At 59.4% G+C, this 17,054-nt stretch carries 15 protein-coding genes; 11 read left to right on the plus strand and 4 right to left on the minus strand.

All coding sequences use genetic code 11. The annotated features are described in order from the left end of the window. The first annotated feature begins 217 nt into the window (after window positions 1-217). From FHT82_RS16445 to ugpC, 5 genes are all read left to right on the plus strand, one after another. Window positions 218-1,375 (plus strand): Gfo/Idh/MocA family oxidoreductase, encoded by a 1,158-nt coding sequence (locus FHT82_RS16445; RefSeq protein ID WP_183732834.1) that lies wholly within the window; start codon window positions 218-220, stop codon window positions 1,373-1,375. Window positions 1,376-1,388: 13 nt separating this feature from the next. Then, window positions 1,389-2,273, plus strand: a complete 885-nt coding sequence (locus FHT82_RS16450; protein ID WP_183732837.1) for a sugar ABC transporter permease — start codon at window positions 1,389-1,391, stop codon at window positions 2,271-2,273. Next, a complete protein-coding gene (locus FHT82_RS16455; protein ID WP_183732840.1) occupies window positions 2,270-3,127 on the plus strand; it encodes a carbohydrate ABC transporter permease in 858 nt (285 codons plus the stop codon). The genes FHT82_RS16450 and FHT82_RS16455 overlap by 4 nt, the downstream gene beginning before the upstream one ends. A gap of 75 nt (window positions 3,128-3,202) precedes the next feature. Then, window positions 3,203-4,408, plus strand: coding sequence for an extracellular solute-binding protein (locus tag FHT82_RS16460; protein WP_183734161.1), 1,206 nt, complete (start codon window positions 3,203-3,205; stop codon window positions 4,406-4,408). An 86-nt stretch (window positions 4,409-4,494) separates the two neighbouring features. Next, a complete protein-coding gene (gene ugpC / locus FHT82_RS16465) occupies window positions 4,495-5,628 on the plus strand; it encodes a sn-glycerol-3-phosphate ABC transporter ATP-binding protein UgpC (RefSeq protein ID WP_183732843.1) in 1,134 nt (377 codons plus the stop codon). A gap of 16 nt (window positions 5,629-5,644) precedes the next feature. Here the strand turns inward: ugpC and FHT82_RS16470 are convergent, their stop codons facing one another. Genes FHT82_RS16470 through FHT82_RS16480 form a run of 3 tightly spaced genes read right to left on the minus strand, consistent with a single transcriptional unit; the run spans window position 5,645 to window position 8,738 of the window. Next, window positions 5,645-6,745 (minus strand): D-TA family PLP-dependent enzyme, encoded by a 1,101-nt coding sequence (locus tag FHT82_RS16470; protein WP_183732846.1) that lies wholly within the window; start codon window positions 6,743-6,745, stop codon window positions 5,645-5,647. Continuing rightward, complete coding sequence (locus FHT82_RS16475; RefSeq protein WP_183732849.1) at window positions 6,746-8,221, minus strand: M81 family metallopeptidase; 1,476 nt, start codon at window positions 8,219-8,221, stop codon at window positions 6,746-6,748. A gap of 31 nt (window positions 8,222-8,252) precedes the next feature. After that, complete coding sequence (locus FHT82_RS16480; protein WP_183732852.1) at window positions 8,253-8,738, minus strand: hypothetical protein; 486 nt, start codon at window positions 8,736-8,738, stop codon at window positions 8,253-8,255. Between the two features lie 111 nt (window positions 8,739-8,849). Between FHT82_RS16480 and FHT82_RS16485 the strand changes: the two genes are divergently transcribed. From FHT82_RS16485 to FHT82_RS16505, 5 genes are all read left to right on the plus strand, one after another. Beyond that, the gene (locus FHT82_RS16485) at window positions 8,850-9,236 is read left to right on the plus strand and encodes a RidA family protein (protein WP_183732854.1); all 387 of its coding nucleotides are present in this window, start codon (window positions 8,850-8,852) and stop codon (window positions 9,234-9,236) included. A gap of 25 nt (window positions 9,237-9,261) precedes the next feature. After that, on the plus strand, window positions 9,262-10,125 hold the full coding sequence (locus FHT82_RS16490) for a MurR/RpiR family transcriptional regulator (RefSeq protein WP_183732857.1): 864 nt from the start codon (window positions 9,262-9,264) through the stop codon (window positions 10,123-10,125). 19 nt (window positions 10,126-10,144) lie between these two features. After that, entirely contained in the window at window positions 10,145-10,921 is a 777-nt protein-coding gene (locus FHT82_RS16495) for an SDR family oxidoreductase (RefSeq protein WP_183732860.1), read from the plus strand. Between the two features lie 30 nt (window positions 10,922-10,951). Further along, the gene (locus FHT82_RS16500) at window positions 10,952-12,868 is read left to right on the plus strand and encodes a beta-N-acetylhexosaminidase (protein WP_183732863.1); all 1,917 of its coding nucleotides are present in this window, start codon (window positions 10,952-10,954) and stop codon (window positions 12,866-12,868) included. A gap of 108 nt (window positions 12,869-12,976) precedes the next feature. Further along, window positions 12,977-14,239, plus strand: a complete 1,263-nt coding sequence (locus FHT82_RS16505; RefSeq protein ID WP_210276803.1) for an MFS transporter — start codon at window positions 12,977-12,979, stop codon at window positions 14,237-14,239. Window positions 14,240-14,305: 66 nt separating this feature from the next. On the opposite strand, the gene FHT82_RS16510 is transcribed toward FHT82_RS16505, so the two are convergent. After that, window positions 14,306-16,108 (minus strand): hypothetical protein, encoded by a 1,803-nt coding sequence (locus FHT82_RS16510; protein WP_183732866.1) that lies wholly within the window; start codon window positions 16,106-16,108, stop codon window positions 14,306-14,308. A gap of 272 nt (window positions 16,109-16,380) precedes the next feature. Between FHT82_RS16510 and FHT82_RS16515 the strand changes: the two genes are divergently transcribed. Beyond that, window positions 16,381-16,848 (plus strand): hypothetical protein, encoded by a 468-nt coding sequence (locus FHT82_RS16515; protein WP_183732868.1) that lies wholly within the window; start codon window positions 16,381-16,383, stop codon window positions 16,846-16,848. Window positions 16,849-17,054 lie beyond the last annotated feature (206 nt).

Here is a 17,054-nt window from a genome sequence, read left to right on the forward strand (position 1 = left end):
CGAACGCCGGCCGAGGTCTTCCTCACACATTTGCAAGACGGGGCATGATCCCCTACCCTCAAAAACGGCATGATGCGCTTGGGATAGATTCTCCATCTCCAAATCGATGATGAAAATTAATTTCATCAATTCGCTCCGAACCCCGTTTTCAGTTGACGACCCTCGTTTTTTGTCCCAACTTGAAGAAAATAAATTACGAGTTGGGAACATTGTTGGCATGAAAGTGGGAATCATAGGGCTGGGATTCCGGCTCGGCTATCTTGGCTATGTCTTCAAGGCTATCGACAGCAGCTTCGAGATCGTCGGTTACGTCGATCCGGATCCTGCGGGACTTCCCGGACTGACCGAAAATGGCGTCTCTGTCGGCACGGCCTATGGTTCGCCGCAGGAGCTCCTCGCTTCCGAAAAGCTCGATCTCCTGATGATCGGCTCTCCCAACCACATGCATCTCGATCATATCCGCCTCGGTCTCGAGGCTGGTCTCAAGGTCTTCTGCGAAAAGCCGATTGTGACGACGATCGCCGAGAGCATCGAACTTGCCTCCCTGATGGCGAAGTTCGGCCATGAGCGGCTGATGGTCGGTCTCGTGCTGCGCTACTCGCCTCTTTATAAGGATCTGCGTGCCATCCAGGCCGAAGGCAAGCTCGGCCATATCGTTTCCATCGAAGCCTCCGAACATATCGAGCCCTATCACGGCGCGTTCTTTATGCGCGACTGGCGCCGCTACGAGCGTTATTCCGGCAGTTTCATGCTGGAGAAATGCTGCCACGATCTCGACCTTTATAATGGTGTGGTGGGCGCCCGTCCCGAACGGGTCGCAAGCTTCGGCGGCCGCAAGAGCTTTATCCCCGCCAACGACCCGGCGCGCGAAGGCATCAACGATCTGGAACTCTTCCACCGCAAGCCGAGCGGCTGGATGGGCTCGGACAAGGTGTTCGACAGCGACGCCGACATCATCGATTACCAGGTGGCGATCATCGAATACGCCAACGGCGTCGGCATGAATTTCCACACCAACCTGAATGTTCCCGACCAATTCCGCCGCTTCGCCATCATGGGCTCGCGCGGCATGGCCGAAGGCGACTTCGTTCGCGGCTACCTCGATGTGCACGAGCAGCTGACCGGCAACAAGATCGTCGAAAACAAATATGCCGCGACCGAGCTGTCGCAGCATTACGGCGCCGACGAACAGATGGCAGCCGATATTCTGCAGAGCGTGCGCACCGGTTCGGAACTCCCGGTCTCCACGCTCAACGCGTTGGAGGCAGGCATCCTGGCGCTCGCCATGGATGAGGCTCGCATGAAGAAGGCCGTGATCGACCTTCGTCCCATATGGGACCGGTTCGACGAGGCGCTACACTCCAGAGCGGCCTGAGGAGACCGGCAAGATGAGTGCTCAGAAAAGTGCCGTCATCTTCGCCTGGATCCTTCTCTTTCCGGCTGTCCTCTATGTGCTCGCGATCGTCGCCTATCCGCTGGTCGATACGTTCATCCTGTCTTTTACGGATGCATCGCTGCGGAAGGTGACGAACTGGGTCGGCTGGGTCAATTACGAGAAGATCTTCAATCCCACCTTTGTGGAAGTCATCGTCCGAACCTTCATCTGGACCTTCTTTTCGGTCGCGCTGAAGATGATCATCGGCACGTTCGGCGCTGCGATGCTGAACGCCGCCGTGCCTGGCCGGTCGCTGTTTCGACTGCTCACCATGCCGCCGTGGATCGTGCCGATGGCAATCGGCATCTTCATGTGGGGCTGGATGTATAATGGCCAGTTCGGAATGATCTCCGGATTGCTGCAGCGCTTCGGCCTCGTCGACGGTCCGGTCGCCTTCCTCGCCTATGGCAGTACCGCCTTCTGGGCGACGATTGTCACCGACGTCTGGATCGGCGTGCCGCTGGTGACGATCTACTTCCTGGCCGCGATCCAGTCGATTCCAAAGGACCTCTACGAGGCAGCATGGACCGACGGGGCCGGCCGCTGGTATCGCTTCCGCCGCATCACGCTGCCGCTGATGGTTCCGGCCATCATCACCATGTCGATGCTGTCGCTGATTGCGACCTTCAATTCCTTCGACATCATCTGGATTCTGACGCAGGGCGGCCCGAGCGGCGAAACGACGACGATGATCATCGACACCTATCAGACGGCGATCGGCTCGAAGAAATATGGCGAAGGCGCAGCGCGCGCGGTGCTGATCTGCATCTTCCTGTCGCTTTTCTGCTTCGCCTATTTCCGTATCACCCGCCGCCTGAACCCGGAGAAGCGCGCATGAGCAGCCGTCCCATGATCGATCGCTATAGCTGGTGGGAAATCATCCTCATCTATTGCGGCATAGCGCTCTTCCTGTTCTTCGTTCTCTCGCCCTTCGTCGAAGGCTTCCTGGTGTCGCTGAAGCCGCTGAGCCAGCTCTTCTCCTCGCCCTACCGCTTCTGGCCGGAAAACGGCTCGTTCGAAGCCTACCGGACCATGTGGATCAGCGTACCGGGCTTCGGTCGTTACATCTTCAACTCGTTCTTCATCTCGATCATCGTGACCGTGATCGTGCTCTGCCTCGTTATTCCCGCGGCCTATGCGTTTGCGAGGTTCGAGTTCAAGGGCATGGGCATCCTGCTCGGCGCCTTCCTGACGGTGAATATGTTCTCCGGCGCCGTTCTGCTCATCCCGCTCTTTCGCTTGATGCGCAGCATGGGTGTTTTGAACACCTATCTTGCGATGATCGTACCGGGCGTCGCCTTCCTGATCCCTTCTGCGATCTGGCTGCTGCGCACCTACATGATCCGCATTCCACAGGAACTCAACGAAGCGGCCTACATGGATGGCGCCAGCCATTTCTATACGCTGCGCCGGGTCATTCTGCCCATTGCGATGCCGGGGATTGTCGTCGTCGCGATCACCACCTTCATCGGCGCCTATGCCCAGCAGTTCATCTTCGCGCTGACCTTCAACTCGAAGACGGAATACATGCCCCTGCCGGTGGGACTCTTCGCTTACTTTGGCAAGCAGGAGGTCATCTGGAACGAACTGATGGCGGCCTCCTTCGTCGGCATCGCGCCGGCGATGATCGTCATCTTCTTCCTTCAGCGCTATCTCGTCGGCGGCCTGACTGCCGGTGCGGTGAAACAATAAGACCAACAATAAGAGTGAACAGCTAACACAGAGAATGGGAGTAACGACGTGAGCATTACCATCAAGACAGGCCTTATAGCGCTCGCCCTGCTCGGTTCCACCGCATTGACCGCGGTTACGGCCCAGGCAGCCGACAAGGAAATCAGCTGGATCTATTGCGGCGACACGATCGACCCGATCCACACCAAGTATATCAAGGAATGGGAATCCAAGAATGCCGGCTGGAAGATCTCGCCGGAAGTGGTCGGCTGGGCACAGTGCCAGGACAAGGCAACGACGCTGGCTGCCGCCGGCACGCCGGTTGCCATGGCCTATGTCGGCTCGCGCACGCTGAAAGAGTTCGCGCAGAACGACCTCATCGTTCCCGTTCCGATGACCGACGATGAGAAGAAGGGTTATTACCCGCATATCGTCGACACGGTCACCTTTGAGGGTAACCAGTGGGGTGTTCCGATCGCCTTCTCCACCAAGGCGCTCTACTGGAACAAGGATCTCTTCAAGCAGGCCGGCCTCGACCCGGAAACGCCGCCGAAGACCTGGGCTGAAGAAATCCAGATGGCAAAGACCGTCAAGGAAAAGACCGGCATTCCGGGCTTCGGTCTTTCCGCCAAGACCTTCGACAACACGATGCATCAGTTCATGCATTGGGTTTATACCAATAACGGTGCCGTGACCGACGCCGAAGGCAAGATCACGCTCGACAGCCCGCAGATCCTTGCTGCGCTGAAGGCCTATAAGGATATTTCGGCCTATGCCGAAGAAGGTCCGACCGCCTATGAGCAGAACGAAGTCCGCGCCATCTTCCTCGATGGCAAGGTCGCGATGATCCAGGCCGGCTCCGGTGCCGCCTATCGCCTGAAGGATACGAAGATCAACTGGGGTGTCACAACGCTGCCGCTTGGTCCCGATGCCAAGGGTGCAGGCACGCTTCTCATCACCGACAGCCTTGCGATCTTCAAGGGTTCGGGCGTCGAGGACAAGGCGATCGAATTCGCCAAGTACATCACCTCGCCCGACATCCAGGGTGAATACGAGCTGCAGGGCGGCGCAGGCCTCACCCCGCTGCGTCCGTCCGCAAAGGTTGACGAATTCGTCGCCAAGGACCCCTTCTGGAAGCCGTTCATCGAGGGCATCAGCTATGGTGGTCCCGAGCCGCTCTTTACCGACTACAAGGGCTTCCAGAATTCGATGATCGAGATGGTCCAGTCCGTCGTCACCGGCAAGGCCGAGCCTGAAGCCGCTCTGAAGAAGGCTGCCGGCGAGATCGAGGCTTTCAAGTAAGCCGACGTCGAGGATCGCAGGTCGACGATCTGCGATCCTCACTGACTAAACTCTTACGCATTCAGGCCGGGACCGGAGACAGATTTTTGGGACAGCTTCAGCTCAATAAGGTTCAAAAATTCTATGGCGACTACGAAGTTCTGAAAGGCGTCAACCTCGACGTCAAGAACGGTGAGTTCGTCGTCTTCGTCGGGCCTTCGGGATGTGGCAAGTCTACCCTCCTGCGGATGATCGCAGGTCTCGACGCAACGAGCAAAGGCGACATCATCATCAATGGCGTCAGGGTCAATGACCTGCCGCCGGTCAAGCGCGGCATCGCCATGGTCTTCCAGTCCTACGCGCTCTATCCGCATATGACGGTCTTCGAGAACATCGCCTTCCCTTTGCGCGTCGAGAGAATGGAGGAGGAAAAGCTCAAGGCAAAGGTCGAGAATGCCGCTCGTATCCTGCATCTCGAAACGAGGCTGCAGCAGAAACCCGGTATGCTCTCGGGCGGACAGCGCCAGCGCGTCGCAATCGGCCGCGCCATCGTCCGCGAGCCGAAAATCTTCCTGTTCGACGAGCCGCTGTCGAACCTTGATGCCGCCCTTCGCGCCGACATGCGTATCGAACTCGCCAAGCTGCACCGGCAACTGAAGGCGACGATGATCTATGTGACGCACGACCAAGTGGAAGCCATGACGATGGCCGACCGCATCGTCGTGCTGGATGCCGGCAATATTTCACAGACCGGCGCGCCGCTCGAGCTCTACCATAAGCCCGCCAACCAGTTCGTCGCCGGCTTCATCGGCAATCCGAAAATGAATTTCCTGCCCGTGACCTGCACGTCCGCAAGCGAGGCAGGCGCGATCGTCGACTATCGCGGCCAGACGGCGACCCTACCGGTGAAGCCCCGCGACGGCATGGTCGGCAAGATGATGACGCTCGGTATTCGGCCGGAACATATCCAGCTCAGCTCCGGCGATATTTCGCTGACGGTTATGCCCAGCGTCATCGAGCGGCTTGGCGCGAACACCGTGGCCTATGCGGCGCTCGGCAGCGAAACGGAAAACTTCTGCGCCATGCTGCCCGGCGGTGTCGGTATCCGTACCGAGGCGCCGGTTACCGTCGGTATCAATGCCGCCGATTGCCATCTCTTTGACGAGGAAGGTGTCGCCTTCGAACGCCACGTCGAGCTCACCGATATCGACATGAACCTGCTGGCTCCGGCAACGGCGTGAAGGGTCGATTGATCAGCTACCAGACAAGCCCGCGCGCGGCGACGTCCTCGACGCGCGTGACGATGCCGTCGCGATGGAAGACCATCGTGTCGAACAGGTTCGAAACCACGCATGTGTGGTTCGGGATGATGAAGAGCTTTTCGCCGATCTCAGGCCGCGTAGCGGTGCAGGCCGAAAGGTCGATGACGCCGTGCTCTTCGGAGAGGCTGGCTATCTTCGCCTCGGGATATCCGACGACGAGGCCGAAATCGGCAAAGCCCTGAAGATCGGAGGTCAGCGCCTTCGAACCTGCATCAATAACGGCGCGGTCGGCATTCGGCCGTGACACCACTGTTACCAAAACGTGCATCGCGCAATCGTCTTGCGTGCAATGTCCCATCCGGATCATCTGACGGTCATTATAGATATAGGTCCCTGCCCGGTGTTCCGTCGCCGATTTGACCAGATGCGCCTGAAAGAGGCTGGGCGTACCGCCATTGCTGACGATCGGGCAGGCGATACCGTCTGCCGCCAATTGCTTTAATGTGGCTTGGATGAAAGCTTCGACGACATCGGCCGACTGCGGCTTCGGATAGGTGAGGATACCGCCGAATGTCAGCCCGTCGGCGGGAAGGATGCGTCTGGCGAGCGAGACCGCCTGCTCGGGCGTCTGGACGCCGCAGCGGGCACCGCCGGTATCGCATTCCACGAGCACGGTCAGCGGCTTGCGGCCGGAGAAATGTGCAGACAGGCCGTCGACCGTCACGTCGCTGTCGGCAACGACTTTGAGACCGGAAATGCGATCGTTCAAGGCGGCGAGCCGTTCGAGCTTCGGGGCTCCGATAATATTGAAGGTGATCAGGATGTCTTCGAAACCGGCTTCGGCAAAGACCTCTGCCTCTGTCACCTTCTGGCAATTGATACCCTTGGCGCCGGCCGCGACCTGGGCCGCAGCGAGCGCCGGTATCTTATGGGTCTTGATATGTGGACGGAAATTCAGCCCGTGCTCGTCCATGTAAGACTGGACCCTTGAGATGTTGGCCGCCAGTCTGTCTTCGTCGATGATCGGGCGAGGCGTGGAAAGATCCACGATCCTGTCTCCAGTCTTGGCGACGACGGCAAACCGGTTGTCATGCATTCAGGCAGCTCCGCGTTCGGTTCCATGAGGATCGGCCACGATCGGCCAGATGGTCTTCGGTGCACGGCGATAGTGGGTCGTCGCCGGATTGTTGGGATAGGGGGTTCCCGCCGAACAGTACAGGATTTCGGCGGCGATCTTCGAGAAGGATGCGAAGAAATGGTTGGTGGACTTGATCACCAAAATCTTCTGCCTGGTCGGATCGATGCCCATTGCGGAAAACAAGCTCGGATCGAAACTCTGCGCCCGCGTCGAGTTCAGAATGATGTCGATGCCATCAAGCACGATATGCGCCGCATCACCGAAAGGTGCGAGGCTTTCGCCGAACTGCATCTCGGCATTCTTCACCAGTTTGACGACCTTCACCACGCCATCGACGGGGTTGCCGGTTCCCGGCGCCGATTTCGCACCGAAGCGCAGCGGAATTTCGGCCCCCTCGCCTGCGGCAAAACAGATCTGAACGGCGACCGGATCCCAGATCGTGCCGACCGCAGCACTTGCCACACCGCGCGCCAGAAGCTCCTCGAGAATGACGGTGGCATCGCCGGCAGTCCCACCGCCCGGATTGTCCCAGACATCGGCAATGACGACCGGCCAGGCTTTGGCGGCGATCGCCCGGGAGACGGCTTCCCTCTCGTCGATCTGCGGCACCATGAAGGTGCCACGCTTGGAAAACAGCTCCATGCCGAGTTCGCGCGCCAGCAACGCACCCTTTTGCGGATTGTTGTCAGTGACGACAAGCAGCTTGGTGCCCATCTCCGGCACATCGCCGACCATGAAGCCGTGGACCACGGAGATCGACAGGATGTCCGGATCTTCCGTCTCGATCCGCATGATCTTGTCGACGAAGGAACGCATCGGATCGCGCGAGGTCGGGAAGACATCGATCATCCGGCAGTCGAATATCGAATTGACCGGCTTGACCCTGCCCTCGAGCGCGTCGACGGCGATGCGCCAGAGATCTTCGGCACGATCGACGAAATCCGTATGCGGAAATTCCTTGAAATAAACTGCGAAATTCAGCGCTTCGAGGCGCTTCTTGGTCAGATGGCTATGCGGGTCGAGTTCGGCGCAGATCAATACGTCCGGTCCGACGATATCGCGCATGCGGGTCAGGAGGTCGCCTTCCGTATCCTCGTATCCCGCAGCCACCATCGCCCCATGCAGGCCCATCACCACGGCATCGACGGGCATTGCGGCACGGAGCTGGCCAAGAATCTCGTCTCGTAAGCCTTCATAGGCCTGGCGGTTGACGAGGCCGGCCGGGTCTGCCCAGGCTGCCGTGCCCTCGATCAGCTCCCAGCCCTTTTCAGCGGCGACGCGGCGACCGACAGTGATCGGCGCGGTGCAGAGTGTGGGCGTTTCCGGATGCTGGCCGGGCGGGGCATAAAGAGAGGCTTCGAAAGCGCGGCGGTCCACACAGATCGGGGAAAACGTATTGGTTTCGGTCGCCAGTGCTGCCGTGAAAATGCGCAATTGAGTTGGCCTCGTTTTTTGCGGTCCCGCCTCAACCCATCGGGTTCGGCAGGTAGCCGGTAAATCCGCAGATCTTCCACCGTCCCTCGTGGAGCCTGCAATAATAGAGCGTCTGCCACTGCATGATATCGCGGGTGCCATCGCTCTTCGTGAGACTTCCGTCGAACTTCTTGCGGACAAGCGCCATGTCGCCCTCGATCTCGATGTCCTCGAGCGTCGTGGTGGTGAAGATCGCCGCGCGGGTATCCTCGGCGAAGCTCTGCGTTGCAAAATCCCTTGCCTGTCTCAGCCACTCGTCGCGATAGGCGCCGAGTGCCGGGAATGCCAGGCGCCACTTGTCGGGGCTGATCTCCTTGCGGCCATCGATGCCGATAAAACCTTCCTCGACGAAATCACCTTCGACCATCGACCAGTCGGCTGCCAGAAATGCATCGATATCGCGAGGCACGAGCATCTCCCAGATGGCGTGCCGTGCAGGATCGGAGGGCGGAAAAGGATTCTTGAAAGGATCACGCATCTTCGCTCCCGATTTAAATTCTTTTCATAAATGGTGTTTTTCACTGGTCAAAATCTGCTTTCTATGGTCCCTTGTCAACTTATCAAGAAAATAATTTGCAGGGATCCCAATATGTCCATCAAGCGATATGGCACTGTTCAGACCGGCGCCGGCGGCAAGCCGCTGCCTTTCGCACGCGCCGTCGAGGCAGATGGCTGGCTCTATGTTTCCGGCCAAGTGGCAATGGAAAACGGCGAGATCATCGACGGCAATATCGTTGCCCAGACGCATAAGACGATCGCCAATGTGCTCGCCATTCTCGACGAAGCAGGATACGGCGTCGAGGATGTGGTGCGCGTCGGCGTCTGGCTGGACGATCACCGCGATTTCTGGACATTCAACAAGATCTATCAGGATTATTTCGGCGCACATCCGCCGGCCCGCGCCTGCGTCCAATCGTCGATGATGGTGGATTGCAAGATCGAGATCGACTGCGTTGCCTATAAGAAGAAGAGTTGACTGACGGATCGACGGGAGGACCGGCTTGGATATCTTTTCCACATTGCAGGAAGACCGGAGCCGGTTCTCTGCCTCCGAGAGCCGCATCGCCGACATCATCGTCAATGATTTCGAATTCGCGGTGAATGCGTCGATCATCGAGCTTGCCGAACGCGCGGAAGTCTCGCCGCCGACGGTTACACGTTTCTGCCGCCGCCTCGGCTGCGACAGCTTTTCCGATTTCAAGGTGCAGCTTGCCCGCACCGCCCATGTCGGCGTGCGTTACCTGAAGCCGGAATCAAAGAGCAGCGATCCGGCCGATGTCGCTCAGGATATCATCACTAAAGCGCAGAACGCCCTTTTTCTGTTGCATCGCTCGCTGGACCTCACCGCGATCGAAGCTGCGGTCGCGCAGATCGCCAAGGCGGAGATGATCTATGCCTTCGGATCGGGCGGCAATTCCTCAATGATCGCCGACGAGCTGCAGAATCGGCTCTTTCGGCTTGGTCTCAAGATCACCTCCAGTTCCGACCATAGCATGCAGCTGATGATGGCGGCGGCAGCGAAGGCCGGCGATGTGATCATTGGCTCGTCCTTCTCCGGGCGCAACGCAGAGCTGGTTCGGGCCTTTGCACTGGCACGCGAAGCCAAGGTCAAGACCATTGCGCTGACGCAAACCGACAGCCCGGTCGCAAGAGCCGCCGAGATCGTTGTGCCGATCGATCTTCCGGAAGGCACCAACATCTTTCGCCCGACATCGACGCGTATCGCCTATATCGCAACCGTCGATATCCTGGCGAGCCTCGTCGCCTATGCGATCCAACCGAAGGCGACGACGACGCTGAGACGCATCAAACAGCAGTTGGTTACATACCGCGATGGCGACGACAAGCAGCTGCTTGGAGACTGATCAACGAGAGGGAGCGACAATGACGCAATCAGTGGCCATTGTGACAGGAGCAGCAGGCGATATCGGCGCAGCGATCGCCGATCGACTCGCCGCCGATCATGACGTCATTCTGCTTGCGGATATCGATCTCGTCACTGCGGCAGCCGTTGCCGGCAGGCTTGGACCATCCGACCGCTTCGTCGCCATCGAGTGCGATGTGACCAGTGAGACAAGCGTTGCGGCTCTTGCCGAGCGCGCAGCCCAGCTCGGCAGCCTGCGCACGCTCGTCAACAATGCGGGCGCAGCCCGCGCCGTCAGCCTGCATGATACGACGCCGGAGATTTGGCGCGCCGACAATGCGCTCAACCTCGAAGCCGCCTTTCTCTGCTTTCGGGCTGTCGAAGACCAGTTGAAGACCTCGCGGGGCTCTATGGTCAATATTGCCTCGGTCAATGGCATGAACGTGTTCGGACATCCGGCCTACAGCGCGGCCAAAGCCGGACTTCTGCATTTCACCCGGCTGGTCGCCGTCGAATACGGAAAATTCGGCATCCGCGCGAATGCCGTTGCCCCCGGAACAGTGAAGACACAGGCCTGGGAAGCCCGGGCGGCCGCCAATCCCAATGTCTTCGAGGACGCCCGTCGCTGGTATCCGCTGCAGCGCGTCGTCGATCCGAAGGACGTCGCCAATGCCGTCGCCTTCCTGGCTGGGCCGCAGGCTGCGGCGATCACCGGCGTCTGCCTGCCGGTCGACTGCGGCCTGACAGCCGGTCAGGCCGAGCTTGCCCGCACGTTTTCCCAGTCCGAGCACTATTGAAATCGAAAGAGACAACAAGAGGAACGAGATATGAAGCCGGCCGACTATCGTCTGGAAAGCAGCTGGAACCCTGGTGGCAGGCCGCATGGCACTTTTACCTTCACGCTTTTCAATCTCTCCGGCGAGGCGCTCTCTGGTTTCAAGCTTGTCTACACCTCGCTCACGCGGGTCATCGATGCCGCCGCATGCGGCAATGCCACCTTTCTGAGACGCAACGCCAATTTCCATGAATTCGAACCGCCGGCCGGACTGGCCCTCGCAGCCGGTGAAAGCTGGACCTTCACGGTCGCCGGTCTGCACCGCCCGGCACGGCATTGCACCGATGGCGCCAAGTCCGCCTATCTGACGCTGTCTTCCGGAGAGCATATGCCGGTCGCCGTTTCCGATCTGCTTCTCGAAGGCCGCGTGAGCGAGCCTCCGCCCGCGCTTTTGCCCGAGGGCCGGCTCGATCTGCCTTTTGCACTGCAGCCATGGCCGGCCGAAATCGATGCGAAGCCGGATGATAGTTTTCCGGTCATCCTCTATCCGGAGGGCGCCAGCGCAGAGGAATTGTCGGCGATATCAACATGCATTTCCCTGACGCGCCGCCTTTTCGAAAGCGACCATTCGGTTTTCAATCTGGTCGCCTCGCCACAGGGCCGAGCCCTCACCTTCCGCAAGGACGCCTCGCTCGACACCGAAGCCTACCGGCTGACCTTCGCGGCCGATCGCGTGACACTTTCCTATTCCGGCTCCGCTGGGCGCCAGTACGGATTGATCTCGCTCGCGCAGATGCTGAACGGTACGCGCGCCAGCCAGGGCAAATTCCGCTTCCCGGTTTCGGGAACGATTTCCGATCACCCCCGCTATAGCTGGCGCGGCTGCCATCTCGACGTTTCCAGGCAGTTTTATCCGGTTGATGACGTCAAGCGGCTGATCGACATCCTTGCCTGGTTCAAGCTCAACATCTTCCACTGGCATCTGACCGACGACGAGGCCTGGCGTCTGGAGATCAAGGCCTATCCGCAGCTGACGACAACGGGTGTGCTGCGAGGGCCGGACGAACCGCTGCTGCCGCAGCTCGGCAATGGCGCGGAGCCGGTCGGCGGCTTCTACTCGCAGGACGATGTCAGAGACATCGTCGCGCATGCGAGCTCCCTCAACGTCGAGGTGGTTCCGGAGATCGATATCCCCGGCCACAATGCGGCAACGCTGGTTGCCCTGCCCGATCTGACGGATGGACAGGAGGCACCGGAAAGCTACCATTCTGTCCAGGGCTACCCGAACAACGCGCTGAATCCTGCCGTGCCGCTGACCTACGAATTCCTGAAAAAGGTCTTCGACGAAATGGTCGAGCTATTCCCCTCGCCTTACATCCATATCGGCGGCGACGAAGTGGCGAACGGCTCCTGGCTCGCCTCGCCGCTTGCCAGGAAGCTGATGGCCGAACAAGGCATTTCCGGCACGTTCGGTCTGCAGTCCTATTTCCTGAAGCAGATCAAGACGATGCTCGACAAGCGCGGCCGCAAGCTTGCGGGCTGGAACGAGGTCGCTCATGGCGGCGGAGTTGCCGCGAAGGACAGCCTCCTGATGGCCTGGGAAAATCCGCAGGTCGGCATCGAGCTTGCCGAACAGGGTTATGACGTCGTCATGACGCCGGGCCAGGCCTATTATCTCGACATGGTCCAAGCCGAAGCCTTCCAGGAACCGGGCGCGAGCTGGGCCGGTACGGTACCGCCGGCCCACACCTATGCCTATGAAGCCGCCGGCGAATTCCCGGAGGAATTGAAGCACAAGCTGAAAGGCGTCCAGGCCTGCATCTGGTCGGAGCACTTCCTGTCGCGCGGCTATTTCAATCGCCTCGTCTTCCCGCGTCTTCCGGCAATCGCAGAGGCTGCCTGGACCCCAAAAGCGTCGAAGGATTGGGACCGTTTCGCGGCGATCGTGGCGCTCAGCCCGAAGCTTTGAGCTGTCAACTGAGCGTCAGGCCGGCCGCTTTGTCTTTCCCTTGAATGAGGATTTCGGCTACACGCCGCATGCGCGCCTTCCCGCCCTCAGGCGCGACCGAAATTGATCATGACGATCCTAGTGCGATCGCGGTTTCCCGATCCGCACCAGACGCCTCAAAGCCAGCTGACGACGATAATGAACCGCTTGATTCCCAACGTTTTCCGTAATCCTGCAATCCGGGTGAGCATGGTCGCCATCTTCACCTTCGGATTTGCCGGAGCGACGACGGCCCCCTATCGGTCTGTGGTCGGCATCCGCGAGCTCGGCCTGTCGAATGAACTCTATGCTGCGCTGATCTTCGCCGCAGCGGCGGTCAACGCAATCGTCAGCATTCTGCTCGGCAATCTTGCCGACCGGCTCGGTGAATATCGTTCGATGATGCTTGTTGCGGCGACCTTCGGCGTTGTCGGTTATGGCGCAGTCTTCTTCTTCCCGACGCAGGACATATTTGTCCTCAGCGCGCTTCTGCTGCTGCCAGTCTATGGTTGCCTGAACTCGTTGCTCTTTGCCAATGTCCGGGCCGCGGCCCATGGAATGGCGCCGGCTGACGTGGCGACCGTCAATTCCGGCGTGCGGGCGATGATCTCGCTTTCCTGGGTCCTGGTTCCCGGGCTCACGGGGGTTCTGCTCTCCTCCTCTTCGACCATGTTGCCAGCCTATCTCTTCGCCGCTATTTCCTGCCTTGTCTGTGTGGGACTCGTGGGCTTCTTTTTGCCCCGACAGAGCGGCACGGATCATGCTGCCGCCCACCATCTCACCTATCTCGCCGCACTTGGCCAGGTGATTTCTCCCAAAATCTTCAGCAGGATCACGGCGATCGCGCTGATCAGCAGCACATTGCATGTGAACGACGCCATTTTTCCCCTCGTCGTAACCGGCGCCGCCCGCGGTACTGTCGCTGATATCGGTATTCTGGTCGGGATCGTCGCTCTCCTCGAGGTAGTCTTCATCATCGTCTGGTCGCGCCTGCTGCGTCGCATCAGCCAACTCGCGGCCCTTGCAGCCGGGGCATTGATCTATGCCGTCTACCTACTGCTTCTGGCTTTTGCCCATGAGCCGTGGCATGTCTATGCCCTCACCTTGATCAGTGGCATCGGCGCGGCGTCACTGATCTCCATTCCAATCACCTATCTGCAGGACTTGATCGCCGAGCGGCCCGGTCTCGGCAGCGCGCTGATTTCCGTTAACATCTTTCTCAGCGCCGGACTGAGCGCTCTTCTCTTTGCCGCTGGCACAGCCATCACCAGCTATTCCGGCACTGCGGTGGTCAGTGCCCTCTCCGGTCTTCTCGGGATCGCTTGGCTGCTATGTCTCGACAGACGCCGGTAGCCAAGGAGCGGCGACGGCGCTTGAGAAAGCTTCGGCGCCATCCGCATTTGCATGGCTATCGCCATTTTAGTCCTTTGACGCCTCATCATCCGACACCGGCAGGCCTGCAGCCTTGAGTCCCGCAAGAAAGCGCTCCTGGTCTTCGGTCCGCGCCAGCCGCTTGGCGACCTCCCGTCTGACGTTCGGGATCAATGCCGGTGACCTGAGCTCGATCCAATCGAGCTGCTCCTTGGCCTCGGCCGGTTTTCCCAGCGTGCCGAGGATGGAGAGCAATACGAGGCGATGCATCGGATTGTAGTTCAGGTCCGACATGCGGGACCACAGTTCCGCGGCTTGCGTGTCGCCCCGCATGAAAGCACAAAGCGCCATTCCAACCTCGTAATATCCGCGTGGTCCGGCATTCCGGCTGACGGCCTCGGAAACCAGTTCGCAACCCCTGCCCCATTTTCCCGACATCGAGAGGCGCAAGCCGTATTCACCTGCCACTTCGGTGTCGTTCCGGTTGCTGGCATAGGCGGCCTCGCCGGCATGCAGGGCTCCGGTCGGGTCATTGCTGAAAAAATTGGCGAGCATTAGTGCTTGAAGCGCGCGCGCATTCTTCGGGTCGAGCCTTACTGCGCGTTCGGCAAGTTCTTTCGCAACGCTGAGCGTAGCGGCTGTCGGCTTGGTGTGCAGCTGGTACAGAAAACGGAACTCGTCGAGATGGATCAGCGAAAGAAGAGCGACGGTATTGGAAACATCGGGTTTCTTTTCAACGGCCCGTTGCAGACAGGATTTTGCCATCTCATGCGCCTGCGCAGTCATTTCGCTGCGATAGCTATAATAGGACAGAATGCAGGAAAAAGTGTCGGCACTTCCGGCAATGCTGGCGGTGTCCGTTTCGAACATAACGCCGAACGGCCGTGCGACCGCCGTCGCGATATCTTCGGCAAGGCTCCCCTGCGTTTTCAGGATGCCCTGCACTTTCGTGTCGGCATCGTAATTGTTTGCCCAGATGACCACTCCATCCGCCCGTCGCACGAGCCTTGCCGTTGAGCGCAGAGTATTGCCTTCCAGCCGGACGCTTCCCTGGAGCGCGTAGAGCGGCTCCGACGAAGCCCGGCCTTCCCTATTGCGCGGCAGCACGGCCACGGCGACGACGATGTCGTTGAAGGGGACGAGTTTTTCGATGATGTCGTCGGTAATGCCTCTGGAGATATCGGATGCGAGCCCTCCTTCAGAGGCACTTGCGAAGCGTTCGACGACGATAGTGGGGCGGCTGTCGGCCGCCGTCGCTGTCTCGGCTTCCATATCGAACAACCTTGCATGCAAAAGCATCGCCGCCGAGACGAGGAGGATCACTGCGCCCCCCGCAGGGAGCCAATATCGGGGGCGTGACAAGCGCCAGCTCGCCCTGTCTCGGCCGACCGTATCTCCGATGATATTGGCCTGCCGCGCATCGCCTCCCCCTGATATCGGCTGATCGGAATGCCTGAGTTTCGACATATCTGCGGGCTCAGTGCCTTGCCTCACGTCGAAGACCGGCGTGTAACCGCCCAGCGGAATTGTAATGATGATCCGGTCAGCGCCGCCGGCGGTCAGGTAATAGTGTTCCAGCTCCCTCCTCAGCCGCCCGGCTTCGATACGGACGCATGGATCCTGTTGAGCATCGAAATTCGCATCCCTGCCGAAAACGGCTTGCGCGATCGTAAAGGCCTTCAGATACTCGCGACGGCCCTCAAGTGTTTCCGTCACGACGAATTCGAAGAATCTTCTCGCCCGCTCGGGAAGACGAAACTCCGGGCTGGAAAGAATGCGCTCAAGCTGCTGCCGCACCTCCTCCTGCGAAGGCGTGCTGCCGCCGGCCCTGTCAACGCCTGCATTTGCCATCGGCTCCCCCAGAATCCGCCAGAATCCGATTGATAACAACCTGCAGCATACTGCCTTGGACGATAGTCCCGAGCCGCCATGACGGCAATGTCATTTAATAGAAAACACTAATAAAACAAAGCTTGCGCAATGGATCACCTGATGGCCTGGCAGGTCTTCGCGGGTCATATGCCGGCGTAAGATACCGTATTCTACCGGATCGGACGTGTATTTTACTGCCTTCGGCTGCCTGCGCGCTCTATCATCGCCCATGCACTCTGGAGGAGACGGCGATGACATCACCTGAGACGTCCACACCCCAATCCATGGCAAGCGCAGAGGAGCTGCGCAAACGTGCTCTGGAACTCCAGCTTCTGGAAATGGAGCGCAACGAAAAGATCAAGGCGCGTGAAGCGAAGAAACATTCGGAATTCGTCGAGGACTTTTTCCGCAAACAGATCGGTGAAACGGAACGCGCCGTCATCAAGCGACTGGTGATGAAAGCCGCTGCAGACGGCAAATACGAGGCGCTGATCTACAGTTTCCCCTCGACCTTCTGCACGGATAGCGGCCGAGCCATCAACAACAACCTTCCGGGATGGCAGAAAACACTGCAGGGAAAGGCAAAGGAACTTCACGAACTCTTCGAGAAGGTCGCCAAACCTCAAGGTTACGGGCTCAAGGCGATGATCATCAACTTTCCCGACGGCATGCCTGGGGATGTGGGCTTCTTCCTCACCTGGGAGCCGCCTGTCGACTGACCGGCAACATCAGGCATGAGCGAGGGAATACCGAATTGAAAGCGACCGAGATCGAGTGAAAGTTCCCGGTCAGCAACGACCGTGGGCGCGTTTGCGCCAACGACCTGCATGTCCAGCTTTACCGCCGGGATCAGAACTCCATCCGTGTCCGCTCGATGGATGGGCGTTCCCCGCACCTGACGATCAGATTTCGCGCCGGCCTCGCC

The sequence above is a fragment of the Rhizobium sp. BK275 genome (assembly GCF_014193555.1).
Classification (GTDB): domain Bacteria; phylum Pseudomonadota; class Alphaproteobacteria; order Rhizobiales; family Rhizobiaceae; genus Rhizobium.